The organism is Amycolatopsis sp. M39 (assembly GCF_001651785.1).
GTDB classification, from domain to species: Bacteria; Actinomycetota; Actinomycetes; order Mycobacteriales; family Pseudonocardiaceae; genus Amycolatopsis; species Amycolatopsis rubida.
The window spans coordinates 218,567-237,326 of record NZ_LWSF01000016.1 but is presented as its reverse complement, the minus strand read 5'-3'; the positions used below and the strand labels follow the sequence as shown (position 1 = coordinate 237,326).

The 18,760-nt window shown below is 65.7% G+C and carries 18 protein-coding genes and 1 pseudogene; 7 read left to right on the top strand and 12 right to left on the bottom strand.

Translation table 11 applies throughout. From position 1 onward, the window contains the following. Positions 1-552: 552 nt before the first annotated feature. Complete coding sequence (locus A4R44_RS29010; protein WP_067587623.1) at positions 553-1,443, bottom strand: helix-turn-helix domain-containing protein; 891 nt, start codon at positions 1,441-1,443, stop codon at positions 553-555. A gap of 165 nt (positions 1,444-1,608) precedes the next feature. Here A4R44_RS29010 and A4R44_RS29005 point away from each other — a divergent pair, with 165 nt between their 5' ends. Further along, positions 1,609-2,631, top strand: coding sequence for an aldo/keto reductase (locus tag A4R44_RS29005; protein ID WP_067587621.1), 1,023 nt, complete (start codon positions 1,609-1,611; stop codon positions 2,629-2,631). Between the two features lie 164 nt (positions 2,632-2,795). Here A4R44_RS29005 and A4R44_RS29000 read toward each other — a convergent pair whose 3' ends face one another. The 6 genes from A4R44_RS29000 to A4R44_RS50905 all read right to left on the bottom strand — a co-directional run bounded on the left by A4R44_RS29000 (position 2,796) and on the right by A4R44_RS50905 (position 8,184). Beyond that, positions 2,796-2,978, bottom strand: a complete 183-nt coding sequence (locus A4R44_RS29000; RefSeq protein WP_067587616.1) for a hypothetical protein — start codon at positions 2,976-2,978, stop codon at positions 2,796-2,798. Between the two features lie 366 nt (positions 2,979-3,344). Next, on the bottom strand, positions 3,345-3,755 hold the full coding sequence (locus A4R44_RS28995) for an aldo/keto reductase (protein WP_232791824.1): 411 nt from the start codon (positions 3,753-3,755) through the stop codon (positions 3,345-3,347). A gap of 18 nt (positions 3,756-3,773) precedes the next feature. Next, positions 3,774-5,186 (bottom strand): MmgE/PrpD family protein, encoded by a 1,413-nt coding sequence (locus A4R44_RS28990; protein ID WP_067587614.1) that lies wholly within the window; start codon positions 5,184-5,186, stop codon positions 3,774-3,776. Positions 5,187-5,205: 19 nt separating this feature from the next. After that, the gene (locus tag A4R44_RS28985) at positions 5,206-6,819 is read right to left on the bottom strand and encodes a carboxylesterase/lipase family protein (protein WP_095213676.1); all 1,614 of its coding nucleotides are present in this window, start codon (positions 6,817-6,819) and stop codon (positions 5,206-5,208) included. 32 nt (positions 6,820-6,851) lie between these two features. Beyond that, positions 6,852-7,727, bottom strand: coding sequence for an alpha/beta hydrolase (locus A4R44_RS28980; protein ID WP_067587608.1), 876 nt, complete (start codon positions 7,725-7,727; stop codon positions 6,852-6,854). Positions 7,728-7,791: 64 nt separating this feature from the next. Continuing rightward, entirely contained in the window at positions 7,792-8,184 is a 393-nt protein-coding gene (locus tag A4R44_RS50905) for a cupin domain-containing protein (protein WP_157905022.1), read from the bottom strand. Between the two features lie 224 nt (positions 8,185-8,408). Between A4R44_RS50905 and A4R44_RS28970 the strand changes: the two genes are divergently transcribed. Then, the gene (locus A4R44_RS28970) at positions 8,409-9,875 is read left to right on the top strand and encodes an aldehyde dehydrogenase (protein WP_067587601.1); all 1,467 of its coding nucleotides are present in this window, start codon (positions 8,409-8,411) and stop codon (positions 9,873-9,875) included. 43 nt (positions 9,876-9,918) lie between these two features. Beyond that, on the top strand, positions 9,919-10,443 hold the full coding sequence (locus A4R44_RS28965) for a cupin domain-containing protein (protein WP_067587597.1): 525 nt from the start codon (positions 9,919-9,921) through the stop codon (positions 10,441-10,443). Positions 10,444-10,525: 82 nt separating this feature from the next. On the opposite strand, the pseudogene A4R44_RS28960 reads toward A4R44_RS28965, so the two are convergent. The 4 genes and pseudogenes from A4R44_RS28960 to A4R44_RS28945 all read right to left on the bottom strand — a co-directional run bounded on the left by A4R44_RS28960 (position 10,526) and on the right by A4R44_RS28945 (position 13,701). Continuing rightward, positions 10,526-11,427 (bottom strand): annotated as a pseudogene (locus A4R44_RS28960) (aldo/keto reductase). After that, positions 11,420-11,797, bottom strand: a complete 378-nt coding sequence (locus A4R44_RS28955) for a carboxymuconolactone decarboxylase family protein (protein ID WP_067587594.1) — start codon at positions 11,795-11,797, stop codon at positions 11,420-11,422. Before A4R44_RS28955 ends, A4R44_RS28960 begins: the two are co-directional and overlap by 8 nt. A 20-nt stretch (positions 11,798-11,817) precedes the next feature. Next, entirely contained in the window at positions 11,818-12,783 is a 966-nt protein-coding gene (locus tag A4R44_RS28950) for an NAD(P)-dependent oxidoreductase (RefSeq protein WP_338080464.1), read from the bottom strand. A gap of 15 nt (positions 12,784-12,798) precedes the next feature. Next, positions 12,799-13,701 carry an NAD(P)-dependent oxidoreductase gene (locus tag A4R44_RS28945; protein WP_067587588.1) on the bottom strand — a complete coding sequence of 301 codons (903 nt, stop codon included), beginning with the start codon at positions 13,699-13,701 and terminating at the stop codon, positions 12,799-12,801. 346 nt (positions 13,702-14,047) lie between these two features. On the opposite strand from A4R44_RS28945, the gene A4R44_RS28940 reads away from it, so the two are divergent. Next, on the top strand, positions 14,048-14,893 hold the full coding sequence (locus A4R44_RS28940; protein ID WP_095213675.1) for an IclR family transcriptional regulator: 846 nt from the start codon (positions 14,048-14,050) through the stop codon (positions 14,891-14,893). A gap of 68 nt (positions 14,894-14,961) precedes the next feature. Here the strand turns inward: A4R44_RS28940 and A4R44_RS28935 are convergent, their stop codons facing one another. Beyond that, entirely contained in the window at positions 14,962-15,765 is an 804-nt protein-coding gene (locus tag A4R44_RS28935) for an SDR family NAD(P)-dependent oxidoreductase (protein ID WP_067587585.1), read from the bottom strand. 138 nt (positions 15,766-15,903) lie between these two features. Between A4R44_RS28935 and A4R44_RS28930 the strand changes: the two genes are divergently transcribed. The 3 genes from A4R44_RS28930 (at position 15,904) to A4R44_RS28920 (ending at position 18,722) form a co-directional block, all read left to right on the top strand. After that, positions 15,904-16,929 carry a sugar phosphate isomerase/epimerase gene (locus A4R44_RS28930; RefSeq protein WP_157905021.1) on the top strand — a complete coding sequence of 342 codons (1,026 nt, stop codon included), beginning with the start codon at positions 15,904-15,906 and terminating at the stop codon, positions 16,927-16,929. A gap of 45 nt (positions 16,930-16,974) precedes the next feature. Further along, positions 16,975-17,304 (top strand): carboxymuconolactone decarboxylase family protein, encoded by a 330-nt coding sequence (locus A4R44_RS28925; RefSeq protein WP_067587579.1) that lies wholly within the window; start codon positions 16,975-16,977, stop codon positions 17,302-17,304. Positions 17,305-17,387: 83 nt separating this feature from the next. Continuing rightward, complete coding sequence (locus tag A4R44_RS28920; RefSeq protein WP_232791823.1) at positions 17,388-18,722, top strand: MFS transporter; 1,335 nt, start codon at positions 17,388-17,390, stop codon at positions 18,720-18,722. The last annotated feature ends 38 nt before the right edge of the window (positions 18,723-18,760 follow it).

Below are 18,760 nucleotides of genomic sequence, written 5' to 3'. Positions count from 1 at the left end.
CCGCCGCGCGCGTCCGTTCGCGGCGACTACTTCCCCAGATCTTGAGATACTGGGCCTTGAAGTCGAACGAGGGCTGGAACGAGGCCCCGGACGCACCCATCGGCTCGCCCGGCGCGACCAGCTGGAAGCCGATTCCCCGTCCGCGACCGTCACGGCATTCGCCTGCGGTTCGTACCCTGCCATCACTCACGATCCCGCGAGACCGTATGCCCGAGCTCCATCGCTCTCCTCCTGGTCGCGCTTGCCCAGATCGCGCCGAACATTCTCTGCGGCCGCACCGGAAACCGTCGCTCCGCGCGGTTTTCCGGCATTGCCCATCGAGGCGCCCCGAAAATGTATCCAGGGACCAGATCACGTGTCAACACAACTGTTGACTTCACTTTCAGGGCAGCGCGCCCGAAGGGGGCGAGAAAGAATGCGAAAAGTATCCGCGCAGCACATTGAGTCAGCGATGCACCATTCCGCACCGCCGGACGAGGCCGCAATGAGACGTGTCGCGGAGCTTACAAGCCAGCCGCTCGACCGTCAACACGAGTGTTTACAATCGCCGCGTCACTGCCCTCGAACGTCGGCGTCGCTGGGAGCGGATGCCGGCGTTTCGGACGCCGTCCAGCTCGCGAGCAACTGCAGGGCGTCGTGCGTCGGCGAGGCAGCCTCGACCGTGTACACCAGCATCACCAACCCCGGACTGTCAGGCAGCGGAAACGACTCGTAGCCGAAAGTCAGATCGCCGACAAGCGGATGGCGGTACCGCTTCGGGCCATAGCGGTACTTGATCACGTCGTGCGCAGCCCACCGGGAACGGAACGCCTCGCTCTGCGTGGAGAGCAGCCCGACCAAGTTGATCAGAGCTTCGTCATCAGGATCCTTCGCCGCGGAAGAGCGGAGCAGCGCCACGTTGTTGGCCGCGGCCAGATCCCAGTCCACGTAGAACTGCTCGGCGCGCGGATCCAGGAACATGAAGCGCGCATGGTTGAACGGTCGTTCGTCGTCCGGGGAAAACGGATACAACGCGCGTCCGACCTGATTTGCGGCAAGCATGTCATGACGCCCGTTCTGCACGAACGCCGGAACCGTCAACGAGTCGAGGACAGACTGCACGCCGGGCCGCACCGGCTGCCGAACCGGCACTTTCGCCGCGGCGACCCTCCCGGAGCGGGGAGAAGCGTTGCGCACCAAATCCATCAGGTGCTCGTACTCGACGTCATCGAACTGAAGCGCCCGCGCGACGGCGTCCAGCACCTCCTGCGACACTCCCTTGACCCTGCCGCGCTCGAGGCGAACGTAGTAGTCGACACTCACCCCCGCCAGGTGCGCGACCTCCTCGCGGCGCAGGCCTGGAACTCGCCGAACCCCGCGGTAAACCGGGACACCCGCTTCCTCTGGGCTCAGACGAGCGCGCCGGGAGGTCAGGAAGTCGCGGATCTCGCTCTGGTAATCCACGACCTCGAGGGTAACCCCGCGCGCCCGACGGTGGGGGGTACTGCCAGTCCCCCGGTTCGCCGGACCTCCGGCACTCCCGGCCCTGCCGCGCAGAGGCGAACCGCCCTTCACTGAACCTCGCGGCCGGACCGGCCCGCGCCGGCACCACGAACAAGGGAGTTGGTCATGGAATATCGACGCCTCGGACGCACCGGAGTATCGGTCAGCAAACTTTGTCTGGGCTCGATGATGTTCGGTCCTTGGGGCAATCCGGACCGCCGCGAAGGCATCCAGGTCATCCGGCGCGCGCTCGACTCCGGAATCAACTTCGTCGACACTGCCGACGTCTATTCCAACGGCCAATCGGAGGAAATCGTCGGGGAGGCGCTGTCCGGCAGGCGCGACGACGTCGTGCTGGCCACGAAGTTCCACAACCCGATGAGCGACGAGGTCAACCACCGCGGCAATTCGCGGCGCTGGATCGTGCGCGCCGCCGAGGACTCGCTGCGCAGGCTCGGCACCGATTGGATCGACCTGTACCAGGTACACCGTCCTGTCGACGACACCGACATCGAGGAGACGCTGGGAGCGCTGGACGACCTCGTGCGGTCGGGCAAGGTCCGCTACATCGGTTCCTCGACGTTCCCGGGAAGCCAGATCGTCGAAGCCCAGTGGGCAGGCCGCGATCGCCGCATGCAGCGGTTCGTCACCGAGCAGCCACCGTACTCGATCCTGGTCCGCGGAGCCGAAAACGACGTCCTGCCAACCACCGCCCGGCACGGGATGGGCGTGCTCACCTACAGCCCTCTCGGCGGCGGCTGGCTGTCGGGCCGTTGGCGCAGCGACGCCGAAACGCCGACCCCCTCTCCTGCTCGCCAGCGCCTGGCGAACCGCTTCGACCTGTCCCTGCCGGAGAACCAGCGCAAGCTCCAGGCGGCCGAAGCGCTCGCCGGACTCGCCGACGAAGCAGGTTTGTCCCTGATCGAAATGGCGATCGCATTCGTCCTCAACCATCCTTCGGTCACGTCTGCAATCATCGGCCCCCGCACCATGGAACAGCTGGAATCGCAACTGCCGGCGGCTGAGGCGAAGCTCGATGCCTGGGTCCTCGACCGCATCGACGAAATCGTGCCGCCGGGCACGACCATCAATCCGGCGGACAGCAGCTTCCTCAATCCCGCGCTCGAGCCCACTGCCCTGCGCCGCTGAAGGGACCGGGTCCGGCCCCGTGCGCCGTACGGGGCCGGACCTCACCAACCGGCCGAAGCGTTTGAGCGGCGGCAGGTCAGAGAAGCGACCTGAAATCATGCGCTAATGCTCGGCGCGCCGACGACGGTGCGCTGCACGCTGAAGATCATGCTCCGCCGCCTGGTTCAACTCGAGTTTCCGAAGACGTTCTTGAAGCCGATTTTCCGTACCAGCCATTTGGTCTGCCCCGCGCTCACCGCTGCGGCACCATCCGGTTGGGTCAGCAGGCTGAAGATCAGCAGAACGGAGAGGGCGAGAGGGACATAAGTCGCGTAGTCCGGACCGACGGGATTGATCTTGGCGATCACAGCCTCCTGCGCTGCGCAGGGACTGCTGCTGTCGTGAGCTACCGGCACCTCCCCTTGGACGGCTACCTCGCCACCACGCCGGAGGCGTCTATGCCGTCCTGGCACCTGCAATCTTCTCGGATGGGAACGTCACGTTCGTCATCGCCGTGCAAGTGTTGCGGGTGATCCGCATGCTCTTGGTGGCGCTCCTTCTCTCGCGGCTGATCGCTCAGCGGCGAGGTGGCCCCGAGCGGACCTCGACAATCTGATCCATTCACGACGAGCCGACCGCTCAGGGCAACGGTGGCGCTCGATTCGCCCCCATCGGTGTCCACACCGGACCCAATCAGGCCTCAGGGACCTCGAAATCCCATGTGGACGGGTCGGTCACGTCCGGGTCCGGCCCGCCACGACGTCCCTTGTCCAGCGCATCGATCCGAGCGAGGTCGTCGTGGTGAGCTGGAAGTCGAAAACGTCGAAGTTCTGTGCGATGCGGCCAGGATTGGTCGACTTCGGGATTGCGGAGCGACCCGCCTGGACGTGCCACCGCAGCGTCATTTGCGCCGGCGTCTTGCCGTGCAGCGCGGCGATCTCCTGGATGGTGGAATCGTCCAGCACGCTGCGGCGCCCCTCGCTCTCATATCCCGGGTAGAAAAAGATTCCACCGATCGGCGACCACGCCTGGGTGAGGATCCCGTGCTCGGCGTTCGCCGCCTGCACCGACAACTGGCTGAAGTACGGGTGCAACTCGACCTGGTTGACGCCCGGCCCGGCCGGTCGACCTCGAACCTTCGACACCCGCGCGCCCCGGCGACCTCAGACGAGATCGTCGGCCACCGTTTTTCCGCTGCTGACAGCCAGAAAGGTGCGCAGTTCGCGTACGCTGCCCGCCGTCTCCGCCGCTTTGACCCAAGCCACGAGGGCGTCGACCTGCCGGGCAGGCAAAACCTCGGCGAGGGCCATCTGTGCCTTGCGCTCCAACTCGTCCCAGTTGAGCGGGTTGGCCTGGTCGCCCCGCGTCGGGTCGATCCGCTTCTCGAGGACGTCGCCGCCTCGGGTCGTGACGCGGACGACTGCCCGCCACGTGCGCCTGCCGTTCGGGTCCGCGTCACCGGTCGGGTCCAGTTCCCGGTCCGGCACGGCGACGATCCGTCCCATCAGGGCCTGCACCGGCGCTGTCCCCATGCGTTCGTAATCGTGCGAGTTCGCGAACGTGATCGCCCCGTCGAGCAACAGAACACTCAAGATGTACTGAAGACAGATGTCGGGCATGTCCCTGTCGTTCACGATGTAGGCGCCCTGGGTCGGCAGGTGTACTCGAATTTCGTCGACGAACTCTGCCTTCAGCCCCTGTTCATGGATGAGGTGTTCGACAGCCTCGGCGGCAGCCTGGATGGGACCGCCTACCGGATACTTCTTGATATCTGTCGTCAGCAGGCCGCGGGGCTCCGACAGCTCCTGAAGGATTCGTTCGCCGTCTCCAGCTTCGCCGAAGGCATCGAACAGGTTGGGCGAACCGTCGAGGACGTCGTCGATCGCCGTGAATCCATGGCGTACCAGTTCCACCGAGCGCACGCCGGAATGCGCCTGCATCGCCGCTGTGGAGAACGCCTTCCCAATGTGGTCGGGATCCCGGTAGAAAGTCGAGATTCCGGCCACCTGCTGCGCCGCGTACGACAGAACGTGCTGAGTCGAGTCAGCCGGCAAGCGCGCGAGCGAGGCCGCCGCCGCGGCTGCACCGAAGGTCTGACCGAGTCCGTGACTCGTGCGAACGGAGCCCTGCATCGCCCGGAATGTGCTCCAGGCAGCGACATTCAGCGCGTAAGCCACGTCGTAACCGAGTGATACAGCGACGAGCAGGGCAGTTCCGGGCCGGTCCAGGCTCTCGCCCACCGCGAGTGCGGCCGGCACGATCGAAGCTCCAGGGTGGATCCGTGCTCGGTTGTTCACGTCGTCGGTTTCGTCCGCGTGCGCGGAGATCGCGTTTGCGAAAGCGGCGATCTCCATCGTCGTCCGAGGTCCGCCGGCGACCGTCGACTCCCCTCTGGCGGCCTGCGCCTCCGCGTAGCGGACCGCAAGACGACCGGGCCGCAAAGTCGCGCCGCTCAGCACTGCTACGAGACCGTCGAGGAGATGCTGCTTGGCACGCTCGGCGAGCAGGGGGGCAAGGCCGCGATCCTCCGCGTCGACGATATGCGCGGCCAATGTCTCAGTCACTTTGGTCTGCACAGTGCTGTCCTCTCCGCATTCACAAGGTCCGACTCGGTTCCGCATCTCCACAAGACGTGGCTGCGCGCACGATCAGGTCTTCCCGTCTTCCGCCTTCGACCTCCGAGGCGGCGTAGCCGGGCATGGTTTCGAGCAGCAGACGTTCGGCTCGGCCGGGATCCTCTTCCGGTCGGCTGTGCACGTCGAAGATCATGGTCGTCCGGTCCGGCGTCCGATACTCCGACCAGTTCGCTGTCGACGGGCAATACGGGACTCCAGTGCGGGCGAAAGCGACCCAAGCTCCGGAGACGGCGTCCTGCAACGCTCGCGGTTCACGTCCGCGCCCGACGAGCGCGACAGCCTTGTCGACGTTGGCGAACGAGAACGGCAGACAGAGCGTGTGCGGGCTGCGAAGCGAACCACCCGCAACGGGCGTACGCCACGAGAGCCGGTAGACGTAGGTGGGCGAGTGTCCGGCCGCGCCTCGCAGCGTCGCCACTTGAGTAGCGGTGCGGCGATAGCGCTGGTCGCCACAAATCTGCGCTACCAGATCGCCCGGCGAATCCGCCGGTCGACCAGCCCGGTAGGTCTTCAGCAAGCCGACTGCCTCGCGCTGCCCTACTCCGAGGAAACCTGCGACGCTCTCGATCGCGCTGTCCCAAGTTTGGCCGAGAATCGCCGGAGTGCCCGCGAAGCGAAGGCGCTGTTCTGTCTCGCACCAGCCGATGATCAGCGGCACCGCAGCGGCCATGCTGGAAGCCTCGGGCTCGAATGGGTGTGCCTGCAGCACGTGGCCGTCGACCATCGGCCGGAAGTCGTAGACCCCGCCCGCGCGCCGGACAGCACGGCGAACCCCGTCGACGAGTTGATCGACCGGCAGGTTCTCAAGCCGTGCAACGATATCGGGCCCGAGGGCACCATCGCCGAACAGTTCGATCAGGAGGTGTTCCCTGGCCAACCGGGCCTCATCGCTCGTCGCTACGCGGAGGAGCGACGAGGGGCTCTGGGCGATCGCACGGTGGAACAGGCCCCGCGCCGCGGGCATCGCCATCAGCACGCCCACTTTCGACCCTCCGCCGGACTGGCCGAAGATCGTGACGTTGTCCGGGTCCCCTCCGAATGCACGCACATTGTCGCGGACCCAGCGCAGAGCCGCGACGATGTCAAGCATCCCCACGTTGCCGCTTTCGCTGAACTGTTCCGACACGTCGCCCAGCGAAAGGAACCCGAAGACGTTCAGCCGATGGTTCACGGTGATCAGGACGACGTCGCGGGTCGCGAGATTGTGCCCGTCGTAGATCGGCGAACCGCTCGACCCGGTGCGAAACCCGCCGCCGTGCAGGAAAACCATGACGGGCAGCTTCGCCGCGGCGTCGAGATGCCGGGTCCAGACATTGAGCCGCAAGCAATCTTCGCTGACCGGCGAGACATCGACGTTCCAGATCAGATGCGGCGGTCCTGGCGGCGTGTTTTCCTGCGGGGCCCGCGGCCCCTGCGACACGGCGTCCAGAGTCCCGCCCCATCGCGCCGGCTCCGGTGGCCGGAACCGCCTTGAGCCGGCCGTCGATTGCCCGTACGGCACTCCGAAAAACCGCCAAACGCCACCGACCACTGCCCCGCGCACTTTTCCGCAGCTTGTGTCCACGACTGTCATCAGGCGGTCTCCCTCTACATACCTGCCAGACCTCAGCTGCGAAGGAAGCGATCGATGGACCGCCAGCCCCGTGCGGGGTCGCGATGCAGGTTCAGCGAATGCCCGACCCCCTCGACTTGCTCCACGATCACCGTCGTGTCCGCGGGCCAGAGCGCGCGCTCTTCCTCAGCGAACTTGGCTGGCAAGACCGGATCGAACTCGCCCAACTGGATGAAGACAGGACACTTCACCTTCTCCACGCCGCTGCGGTCGGGAGCATCGCGGAAAGTAACGCTGTCCTGCCAGATACGTCGAGGGATCGAGTTGCGGAGCGTGTTGTTGTCGTACGCGATGACGTCCGGGTCCGCATTGGGGGAATGGTAGAAGACGCGCGCCCGGTGCTCGGCATCGTGCGAGGCGTACGGCTCTTTCCAAGATTCTTCCCGGACTCCGGGTCCATGCGGCGACGGAAACGTCGCGCCGACGTAGCCGGTGCAGGTGTCGATCAGGAAGTCCCCTGTCTCCCAGCGAATCTGCGTGTGGATGGCGACCAGGCTGCCGAGCGAATGCCCTGCCAATGCGACAAGCGTGTTGCCGCCGAGCCGGTCGCGAACCTCGGCTACCGCGCGAGCAAGCGCATCTGCTGTGTAGTCGAAACCGACCGCATCGCCGCCGGGCCTGCTGCTGGCACCGACGCCCGGAAGATCGACGGCCAGCACGTCGTACCCGCGCTCGGTCATGTATCCCGTATAGGAGTAATCCTCGCCGTTGATGCGCGCGGCGTCCCAGTACCGGTGGTCGTAGCTCACGCCGTGCACCAAGACCTGGAGAATTCCCCGTCGACGGCCACGCGCACGGTACAGATGTGCCGCGAAAGTAGCGGGCGCGTCGTCGGTCTGCACCGGAAAATCGATTTTGACACTGCTCATGCGGTCATTTCCATTCCTGAACGCTGTCTGCCGGCGCGTTCCCGGACCGAGGTCCGTTGTGCGGTCAACTGGACGGCCGCATCGACTCGTACAGCTCCTCGGGCACCGCCTCCTGCCAGTCCACAGCACCGAAGGAGATGGCGAGGTGAAGCATCGAGCGTTCGTGCGAGCCGCCGTGCCAATGCCGGACACCCGGCGGGGTCCAGACGATGTCCCCCACGCCCATCCGGACCACCTCGTCCTCGGTCGCGACGAACCCCTCGCCGGACTCGACGATCAGCATCTGACCGCCTTCGTGGCTGTGCCAATGCGTTCGGGCGCACGGCGTGAAGAAGTTCTTGCTTACGCTCGTACCGTCCTTCTGCTGCAGAATGTCCCGCCACATCTCGCCGGTACACGGACCCTTCGCCCGCTCCGAGCGCACGTCGCCCGTCGACCTCTTGACCACTGTCAGCACTGGCTGCCTCTCCATCGATCCGGCAACGCCCACATACCATGCTCATTTACGTACACACGTACGTTATTTAGGATGAGACTATGGCTGCCGAACACCCGTGTCAAGCATGACGACCACCCTCCTTGACTGAAGCAAGTGAACGAAATACTGTAAATCCATACAGGAATACGTACGCGGCCTGAGCTGGCAACGGGCTGTGCAACCGGGGAAGGTAAGCAGCGAACATGGTGTGGCAAGGCCCCTACGACAAGATCTTCGTTGGCGGCTCCTGGGTCGATCCCGTGTCCCGGGAGAGCATCCCGGTGGTCTCCCCCTTCACCGAGCAGGTGATCGCCCGAGTGCCCGACTCAGCCGCGGCCGACGTCGACCGCGCGGTCGCCGCGGCACGGGACGCGTTCGACCGCGGCCACTGGCCGAGGATGGCACTGCAAGAACGAATGGCCGTTCTGCGGCAAGTCAGCGCACAGCTCCTGGCCCGCGAGTCGGAAGTCGCGCAACTCGTCACCCACGAGATGGGCTGCCCGATCACGTTGTCCCACCAGATGCAAGCCCGGAACCCCCGCCTTGTCATCGACGCATTCCTCGAGATCGCCCCGGAGTACGAGTGGAGCACCGTGCGACGCTCCACCACCGGTCAAGCACTCGTGACCCGGGAACCGGTCGGAGTGGTCGCCGCGATCACCCCGTGGAACGCGCCGCTGCTCACGATGATGGTCAAAGTCGCGCCCGCTCTGCTGGCCGGCTGCACGGTCGTGATCAAGCCCGCGCCGGAAGCACCGCTGTCGGTTTACCTGTTCGCCGAAATGCTCCAGAACGCGGGTCTCCCGGCCGGAGTGGTCAACATCGTGCCCGCCGGAAGGGAAGTCGGCGAGCACCTCGTGCGACACCCGGGCGTCGACAAGGTGTCGTTCACCGGGTCCACCGCGGCCGGACGGCGCATCGCTTCGCTGTGCGGCAACGACCTTCGCCGCGTCACCCTCGAACTCGGCGGCAAGTCCGCCGCGGTGATCCTCGACGACGCGGACATGGACGTCGTGATCGACTGCGTCCGCACGGTTTCCATGCGCAACAGCGGGCAGACCTGCAGCAACAAGACCCGGCTGGTGGTCCCCGCAAGCAGGGAAGCCGAACTGAAGGACCGTCTGGTCGCCCTCGTCGAGGAGACCCGGGTCGGAGATCCGGCCGACCCGGCGACGCACATCGGGCCATTGGTCGCGGCGCGGCAGCGCGATCTCGTCGAGGGCTACATCAAAGCCGGAGCCGAGGAGGGAGCCAAAGTCCTCGTCGGCGGCGGTCGCCCGGCCGGCCTCGCCCACGGCTGGTTCGTCGAGCCGACGATCTTCACCGGCGTCGAGCCGTCGATGAGGATCGCCCAGGAGGAGATTTTCGGCCCGGTCGTCTCCGTGCTGGCCTACCGCAACGAGGACGAGGCGGTCGCTATCGCGAACGACTCGACTTACGGGTTGTCAGGCTCGGTCTTTTCGGCTGACGACGAACACGCACTGTCCGTCGCGCGCCGGATTCGCACCGGAACCGTCGAGCTCAACGGAAAGCCGGTGGGGTGGCACGCTCCGGTCGGAGGGTTCAAATGCAGCGGACTGGGCCGGGAAGCCGGACCTGAGGGCTTCGAAGCCTATGTGGAACTCAAGTCCTACGGACTGACGGACCGCCTGGCCGCATCGCTGTCCTGACCGTCTCGCGCGGCAGGACCATCACGTCCGAAGGAGAACCGACTTGGCTGGAGAACACCGCCAGGCACAGGCTCGGCGCGTCGTCACCGGCGTGAACGACGAGGGAAAGTCCTGCTTCGTCGGCGACGAACTCACGCCGCACCGGTTTGTCGGGCCCGGCAACACAAAATGCGACCTTTGGCGAGTAGCCGGCATCCCTGTTTCCTGCACGGACGGCGACGGGATCGACCAGGTCCGCACCGAGCCGCCGAAGGGCGGTCTGGTCGTCCGGCAGACGACCTTCGCCCCCGATTCCGATTGGGACAAGAGCTTGGGCTATTCCGATGCCGCGGGACAGCTCGCCGGCACGATCGCGCCTGAGGATGCCGACGGAGTCCCTGGATTCCACTTCACCGAGTCCGTCGACGTGGTTACGGTGCTCAACGGCGAACTGGTCGCGATCATGGAAACCGGGGAGAAGGTGCTCCGGGCAGGCGACACGATCGTCATGCGCGGGACCAACCACGCGTGGGAGAACCGGACCGACGAACCGGTCACCGTGCAGTCCATCATGATCTCCGCCGGCTGAGCACAGATTGACGAACGTGGCCCGCCACCGCTGTTCTTCGCGGTGGCGGGCCATTCCCATTGCCTGACATCTCAAGCGAGAATCAGGCTTCGGGGATCCTGATCTCGAAGCGGCTCGGATTGGCTGCGGTGGGGTCCGGACCGGAACGGACACCCGTGTCCAGAGCGTCGATGACCGCCAGCTCGTCAGAACTCAGAGCGAAATCGAAGATGTCCATGTTCTCGGCGATCCGTTCCGGGTGGGTCGACTTCGGAATGGCGGAGCGTCCTTGCTGCAGGTGCCAGCGCAGGACCACTTGCGCCGCGGTCTTGCCGTGCGCTTCCGCGATCCGCCGCAGCGACGGTTCTGCCAGGACGCGGCGGCCGGAACCGTCGGCGTCCCAATAGAAGGTGATGCCACCGATCGGCGACCATGCCTGAGTGAGGATTCCCCGAGCTGCATCTGCGCGTTGAAGCGCGGGCTGCGCGAAGTACGGGTGCAGTTCGACCTGGTTCACGGCTGGTACCACCCGTGCAGGCGTTGAGCAGTTCGGAGAGCTGGGACTCGGTGAAGTTGCTGACGCCGATCGCCCGAACTTTTCCGTCCGCCAGCAGCTTTTCCAGACCGCGGTACGCCTCGATCGTGGCGTCGAAACGCTCCGGAACAGGCTGGTGCAGAATGAACAGGTCGAGATAGTCGACGCCGAGCTTCGCCGCTGCCTTGTCGAACGCTCGGAGAGTGGCGTCGAACCCGTAGTCGGTCACCCAGGCCTTCGTCTCGACAAACACTTCGCTCCGGTCCACACCGGACCGTCGCAAGCCCTCGCCCACCTCCCGCTCGTTGTGGTACGACGCAGCGGTGTCGATGTGGCGATACCCGTTGCGCAACGCGAACTCCACGGCCGACACGGTCTGACGGCGCACTCTGAAAGACTCCCAGCCCGACTGCCGGCATCTCCACGCCGTTGTTCAACGTGAAGCTCACTGTCCTCGTTTCTTCAGACATCGAGGTCCGCGAACACCGTCTTCGCTACCTTGAACGCGGACATTCCGGCTGGCATGCCCGCGTACACCGCCACCTGAAGCAGGCATTCCCGGATCTCCGCCTTGGACACGCCGTTGTTCAAGGCCCCGCGGAGGTGGCCAGCAAGCTCGTCCGGGCGGTTGAGCGCCGCGAGCATGCCGATGTTGAGGATGCTCCGGCTCCGCCGGTCGAGATCCGGACGAGCCCAGACCGCTCCCCAACAGTACTCGGTCACCAGGTCCTGAATCGGCATGGAGAAGTCGTCCGCGTTGGCGAGGATCCGGTCGACGACAGCGTCGCCGTTGACTTCCCGGCGGACCTTGTCGCCTGCCGCGTAACGGTCGCTCTTCATTTCCGCTCCTGTTTCCACGCTCAGCTCCCCTGTCGTTTCGCGATTTCTTCGGGGTCCACGGCGATGCTCACTCCGGCCCGCTCGAGCTGCAGCTGCAGGTATGAACGGGTGTCCAGGTCCCCCATGCCGCGGCCGAGCGCTTCGATCATGTCGGCCATGGTCATGTTCGCCAGCCTCATCGGCACTTGGAGTTCACGCGCCATCTCCGTCGCAAGGTTCACGTCCTTGTAGGCAAGTTTCAGCGCGAACGCGGGCGGGTCGTAGCGCCCCGGCAGGAACTGCTTGGTCAGCATGTTCAGCGGCGATCCCTTTCCGACGACGCCGAGGCGCAGCGCGTCCCAGAGCTCAAGCGGTTCCACCCCGGCCTTGACGCCGACCGAAAACGCCTCCGCGAGCGACAAAAGGATCATGTGGCCGGTCACGTTGTTCACGAGCTTCACGACGGTGCCGGCGCCGATCGGCCCGCAGTGCCGCGGTTTGTCCCCCATCGCGCGCAGGACGGGCAGATAGCGGTCGAAGACTTCCCGGTCGCCGCCCACCCAGAACGCCATGTCGCCGGATTCTGCGCCGGCAGGCCCGCCGCTGACGGACGCGTCGAGCATGGCTGCCCCGCGCTCGGCGAATGCTTTCTCGATGCGGATCGCCAATGCACGTGAACTTGTCGAAAGCTCGAACAGGACCTGGCCGGGCTTAGTGTTCGCGAGCAGGCCGTCCTCGCCGAAGACGACTTCTTCGACCTCCGGCGGCCCCGGAAGCGACGTGAAAACGACGTCGACACCGCGGGCAAGGTCGGCGACGCTGTCCGCGGCACGAGCTCCTGCGCCGACGACAGCCGCGAGAGCATCCGCGGATCGGTCGAAAACGACGACCTCGTACCCGGCCTTGATCAGATTCAGGGCCATGCCGCGGCCCATCCGGCCGAGGCCGATGTACCCGACCTTCATTGGTCTGCACCACCTTTTTTGTTGGTCACCAGGAAAAGACACGGGCTCGTTTCGAGATCACGCTCCGCCGCCGGCGCGCACGGACTTGAGTTCGACGCCTGCGAGTTTCTCCACCACCGACGCCACGGTCTCGACATGGCTGTCTCGGCCCAGCTCGGCAATGCCGACCTGGTACAGATCCCTGCTCAGGCTGCCGAAGAAGGTCGGGACTCCGCTGGAGGCGCCGAGCGCCGTCGCGAGCTTGAGATCCTTGTGCGCGAGCCCCATGCTGAAGCCGCGGTCGCGATCGCCGTCGAGGATCTTGATTCCCTGCTGCTCGAGATACGCGTTTCGGCCACCGCCTGCGACGAGGACCTTCAGCGCCGCTTCCGCGGTGATTCCGTTGGCGACGGCCAGGGCGAGCGCCTCCAGCGACAACCATCGTTGCGAGCACGACAGCAGGTTGTTGACCAGCTTGATGGTGTGACCGGCACCGACGGCGCCGACGTGCGCGATCGTCTGGCTGATCGATCGCAGCACCTCGCTCGCACGGTCGACAACGCCGTCGGCGGCACCCAGCATGATGGAGATGGTGCCGGCCAGAGCGGCGGGGGCTCCCCCGCTGACCGGAGCGTCCGCCAGGGTGATGCGGTACGCGGCGAGTTCAGCCGCAAGCTCCCTGGTCGTCGTGGGATCGCCTGACGTCTGGTCGATGACGAGAGACCCCGGCGCGAGCGTCTCGGCGAGGCCGCCCTCGCCGAAAATGACCGACCGCACGTGGTCCGACGTCGGCAGGCACAGCAACACGGTCGTACAGGTACGCGCAAGATCCGCGGCGCTCTCCGCGGCGATCGCGCCCTCCGCCGCGAGCTTCGCCATTGCAGCGGCGTCACGGTCGTACACGGAGATCTGCCGCTGGCTTTGCAGCCGGATGGCGAGAGCGCCGCCCATGTCGCCCAGGCCGATGTATCCGATACCCACTTCGTTCCTTTCGTCGGCAGTGCTTGCAGCGGAGCTGATGGCCCTCGCGGCAACGGCGCGAGGCGACGGCTTCCTGCCGGGAGCTACTCCGCCCGCCGAGGGTGGCACGGGATCCCGAGTGATTCACCATATCGTTTACTCATTCATCATTACGTATAAACTAGAACGAGGTCGTACCCGAGTCAAGGCTTCCCCAGCCCTCGCGGGCCTGCCCGGCCGACGGCAGAGCGTTCACCCACACCGCATCCGCATTCGGTATGATGAACGCCTTCGCAAGGAGCGAGCTGCCGACAGGCCCGGGGAGGACCGACCGATCGCATCGCACAGGAGCACCGCAAGACCCTAGGTGCCGGCGCAGCCGCACCCGATTCGCTCTTCCCGCATCCGCATGGGGCTGTTCCGACGTCAGGCGGCCCCGTTCCCGAAGGAGATTCCGATGGCGCCCACCTCCGGCCGGCAGGTCGCCCCGCCTCCCGAGCACCGCACCGTGGTACGGGTCATGTCAATCCTGGAACTCGTGCTCGCGAGCGACCCCCAGGGAGTGCGCTTGGGAGACCTGGCCGCATCGATCGACGCGCCGAAGTCTTCAGTCCACGGACTGGCCCGAGGACTGGTTGCGATCGGCTATTTCCGGGAGGAGAACGGGCGTTACTTCATCGGCCCGGCGATCTCCACGATCCTGGCCGTCGGCCCGGCAGCGTTGCCCTCGGTCTACCGATACGCACTCGAGCAGCTCGCCAGCAAATGGAATGAGACAGCGACGCTCGCTTCCTTGGTCGGCGAGTCGGTCGTCTACCTCGACAGCGTCCACCCGGACGCGTTCATCCGCGCCGCACCGCAGCTCAACAAAAGGCTGACCCTGTGGCCCCGCGCCTCCGGCCGGTGCTTCCTCGCTTTCATGGAGCCCAAGAAGATCGACGCGTTCCTGCGCAGGAACGCGAGCGCGCCTGAGGACACGGACGCGCTGCGCGAGGAACTCGCGACGATCCGCAAAACCCGCATCGCGTACAACATCGGCGAAACCGTCGCCGACCACCTCGGCATCGCCAGCCCGATCATCATCGGCGACAAACCGGTGACAGTCGCGATCGCACTGGCCGGCCCCAGGTCCCGCATGGAAGGCCGGGTCGACGAAATGGCGCAGAGCCTTCTGGAGACCGTCGAGTCGCTCTCGAACTTCCAGGAGGAATAGCAGGGTCCGCGAGCAGCCCGAGCCCGCCTCCGCACCGAAGGGAGGCGGTCCCGAGCACGCCTCATCGCCTACCAGCCGATCTTCACCAGGGTGCCGCCGTCGACCGGCAGGCTCACGCCGGTGATGTATCCGGCTTCGTCCGAGGCCAGGAACACCGCGGCATTGCCGATGTCCCACCCAGTTCCAGCACGCCCCTGAAGCGGAACCTGTCCCCGCCGCTCGGCCATGAGCTCCTCGCGCGGGCGTCCGGTCAGCCGTGCCCGGGTGTCCACCGCCATGGCTGTCTCCATCCTCCCCGGCAGGATGACGTTCGCGCGAACCCCGTACTCGGCGTTGCGGATCGCCAATTGCTGAGTGAATGCGATCATGCCCGCTTTGCTCGCCCGGTAGGTGACCAGCGATGTGCTCGTTTCGATGGCCGACATCGAGGCGACGTTGAGAATCACCCCCGAACGCTGGGCGCGCATGATCGGCTCGACGTATTTCGCGACCATGACGGCGCCGCGAAGGTTGATGGACATGACGCGGTCGAATGCCTCATCGGTGATTTCCTCCAGCGGCTGGTCGCCGCCCGCGAGGCTCACGCCTACGTTGTAATGGAGAATGTCGATGCGACCCCACCGGTCCATCGCGGACCGCACTGCCGCCTGGAGCGAATCGCTTTGGCGCACGTCAGCCTGGAAAGCCTCCCCGACGCCCGCTCCGGCCATCTCGACCGTCTCGCGCGCGGAGTCGAGATCCCGGTCGACCGCGAGGACAGACGCGCCCTCCTCCAAGAAGCGGATCGTCGTCGCGCGCCCGTTCCCGATCGACTCGCCGGGGCTCTGACCGGCACCGATCACCACCGCGACTTTGCCCGCAAGCCTGTCCATTCAGGTCCTCCTCGCTGAAGCTGACACCCGATGGCGTTCCGCGGCCCGTCGAAGCCAAGCGCCGCATTGACAACGTCGAAATCCTCGCACGGCACCAGGCTCAGGTCTTTGCTGACCCGGGGCCTCGCGGATCAATGATTGACCACCATCGCCTTACAGCATACTATACGGCCGTACGACAATATGAACACTGGCCTTGTCGTCAGAGTCCGTGCAACGGGGAGCACACCGACGAATTCCCGCTCGGACAGCGGCCTGCGGACAGCTCGACCGCGTCGTCCTGGTGTGGTCCTTTCAACGGCCTCCGAACGCGATGTACACGATCAGGTAGGTCGAATGCGCACTTTCGCCCTCGCTCCACTCACAGTCTTGCCCTGCTCTCCGCTCGAGCAGATCGACGCGGCACTCGACGCGGGCTTCGGCGCGATCAGTTTCCGCCTGCTGCCGGGGATGGCCACCGACGTCGACGTCATGGCGAATCCGCAGTTGCGACAAGAAATGGAAGACCGGGTCAGATCAGCTGGGCTCGGCGTCGTCGACATCGAGGTCGCGCGGCTCGGCCCAGCACTGGACGTCGCCGCGATCGCGCCCGCCTTGGAATTCGGAGGCCAGCTCGGTGCTCGCTGGTTCACCGTCACTGCTGCGACCACAGCAGAGAACCACCGCGCGGAGGACGAACGCGCCATGATCGACCGGCTGGCCGGGCTAGCCGACGAGGCCGCCGGACACGGCATGGGCATCATGCTCGAATTCATGGCTTATCGCGGGATCGGCACGATCGAAGACGCCGAGCGGATCGTGCGTGCCGCCGACCGGCCCAACGTGGCCATCTGCCTCGACACGTTGCATTTCTTCCGCTCCGGAGCGACGATCAGCCGATTGCGCACGATCGACCCCCAGTTGCTGGCGTGCGTGCAGCTCAGCGATGCCTTGACCGAGCCGGACACCGATCTCGCCACCGAAGCCCGGTACGGCCGGCTGTATCCCGGTGAAGGCGTGCTGCCTCTTTCAGAACTCCTCGCGGCCGTGCCGGCCGGTCTGCCGCTGACAGTCGAGGCTCCGTCCCGTACTCGCAGCCACCTCACCCCTGTCCAACGCGCACGTGAAGCCGCGCGCTGGACTCGGCGGCTCTTGGCGGACCTGGACCAGCACTCGTTGGCCTGAGCTCCAGTCCTCAACGCCGAGGCCGAGCAAGAAAGAAGGAAACCCATGGCAGAACTGCTCGCACACCCGCCAACCGAGTGCCTCCGAAAAGAAGCCGCCGACGCCGGCGCGACATTCCGAAGACTGCGCGACGAGTTGCTGGCTGCCGGCCCGCTGGATCGAGCCACCTGCGAGCTGATCGTGATCGCAGGACTCGCGACCGCGGGATTCGAGGACTCGTTCAAGATCCACTCTCAGAGGCTGCTGGACATGGGCGTACCGCTGGCTGCCTTGAAGCACGCAGTCATGGTCAACCTCGGCGCCTCGTCCGCGATATTCCAGGTGGCCCGTGCACTGCAGTGGATAGACGAACTCGCCGCGAAACAACCTTCCTGATTCCCGGCCGCCAGACGGATCAGCCGGCCCAGGACGCGGCAAACGCATCGCACACCACGAACGAAGAACACAGGAGCAGATCAGTGTCGATCGCCGAGAACGGCAATCCGCAGCGGACCACGAACCACGCACCGCCCGATCCAGCAGCATTTCGACGCATCGCGTTCGCCAGTTTGATCGGCTCGGTCATCGAGGCTTACGACTTCGCTCTGTACGGATTCGCGGCGGCTCTGGTCTTCCCGAAGGTGTTCTTCCCGTCCTTGGGCCCCGCGGCAGGCACGATCGCCTCGTTGGCGACTCTGGGCGTCGCCTTCGTAGCCCGCCCGATCGGCGCGATCCTGTTCGGGTACTTCGGCGATCGATACGGCCGAAAGGCCACATTGATCGCCACTGTGCTCGGGATGGGCGTCGGCACCACGTTGATGGGGCTGATCCCCTCAGCCGAGACAATCGGGAGCGTCGCCCCGATCCTGATCGTCGTGCTGAGGGCCGTGCAAGGACTGGCGCTCGGAGGCGAATGGGCCGGCGCGATCCTGTTCGTCACCGAACACGCCCCGCCCAACCGGCGTGGCTTCTACGCAATGTTCCCGCAACTGGGCCAGACGCTGCCGACGATCCTTTCCGCAGGCACCTTCCTCTTGGTCAACCTGGTGGTCGGCGAGGACACGTTCGTCTCCTGGGGATGGCGAGTGCCGTTCATCGCCAGCATCGTCCTTGTCGCGCTCGGCCTCTACATCCGGCTCCGGGTCGAAGAAACCCCGGTGTTCGTCCGGGATCAGCAGCGAACCACCAGCAGCCGCCCGCCGCTCCTCGAGGCGTTCAAACGGCAGCCCTCGACGATCGCGCGCTGTGCCGGAGTGGCGTTGACTGCCATCTCCTTCGTATACGTTGCCCAGTCGTTCCTCTCGAATTTCGGCGTCACCCACGTCGGACTTTCGAAGAACAATGTCCTCGTAGCAACGGCATTGTCGGGTGTCTTCTACACGATCTTCTGCGCGCTCGCGTCGGTCCTTTCAGACCGCTACGGGGGACGGCGCATCATCGTCGGCGCCGAAATCCTTGGTGCAGCCTGGGCATTGGCTCTTTTCCCGCTGTTGAGCATGAACACTGCCGCCAGCTTCACGGTGGCACTGTGCGTGACGATGGGGATCGCGGGCCTGGCGCTCGGCGCGGTCGGCCCGTTCCTGCCCGAGCAGTTCCCCACCCGGTACCGCTACACGGCGTCCGGGATCTCTTACCAGATCACCGGCGTCATCGGCGGAGGCATCGCGCCGCTCGTCGCGCCGATCATCGTCGATTCTTGGGGAACGACTGCTTTCGGAATCGTGCTCGCGGCGATGTCCGTGGTAGCGGCGATCTGCACGTACTCCTTGAAGGATCGGAGCAGGCAGACTCTGGACTGGAGCCCGGAAAGCTGAACCGGCGGAGGCGTTCTGCCGCCGCGGACATTGACGAC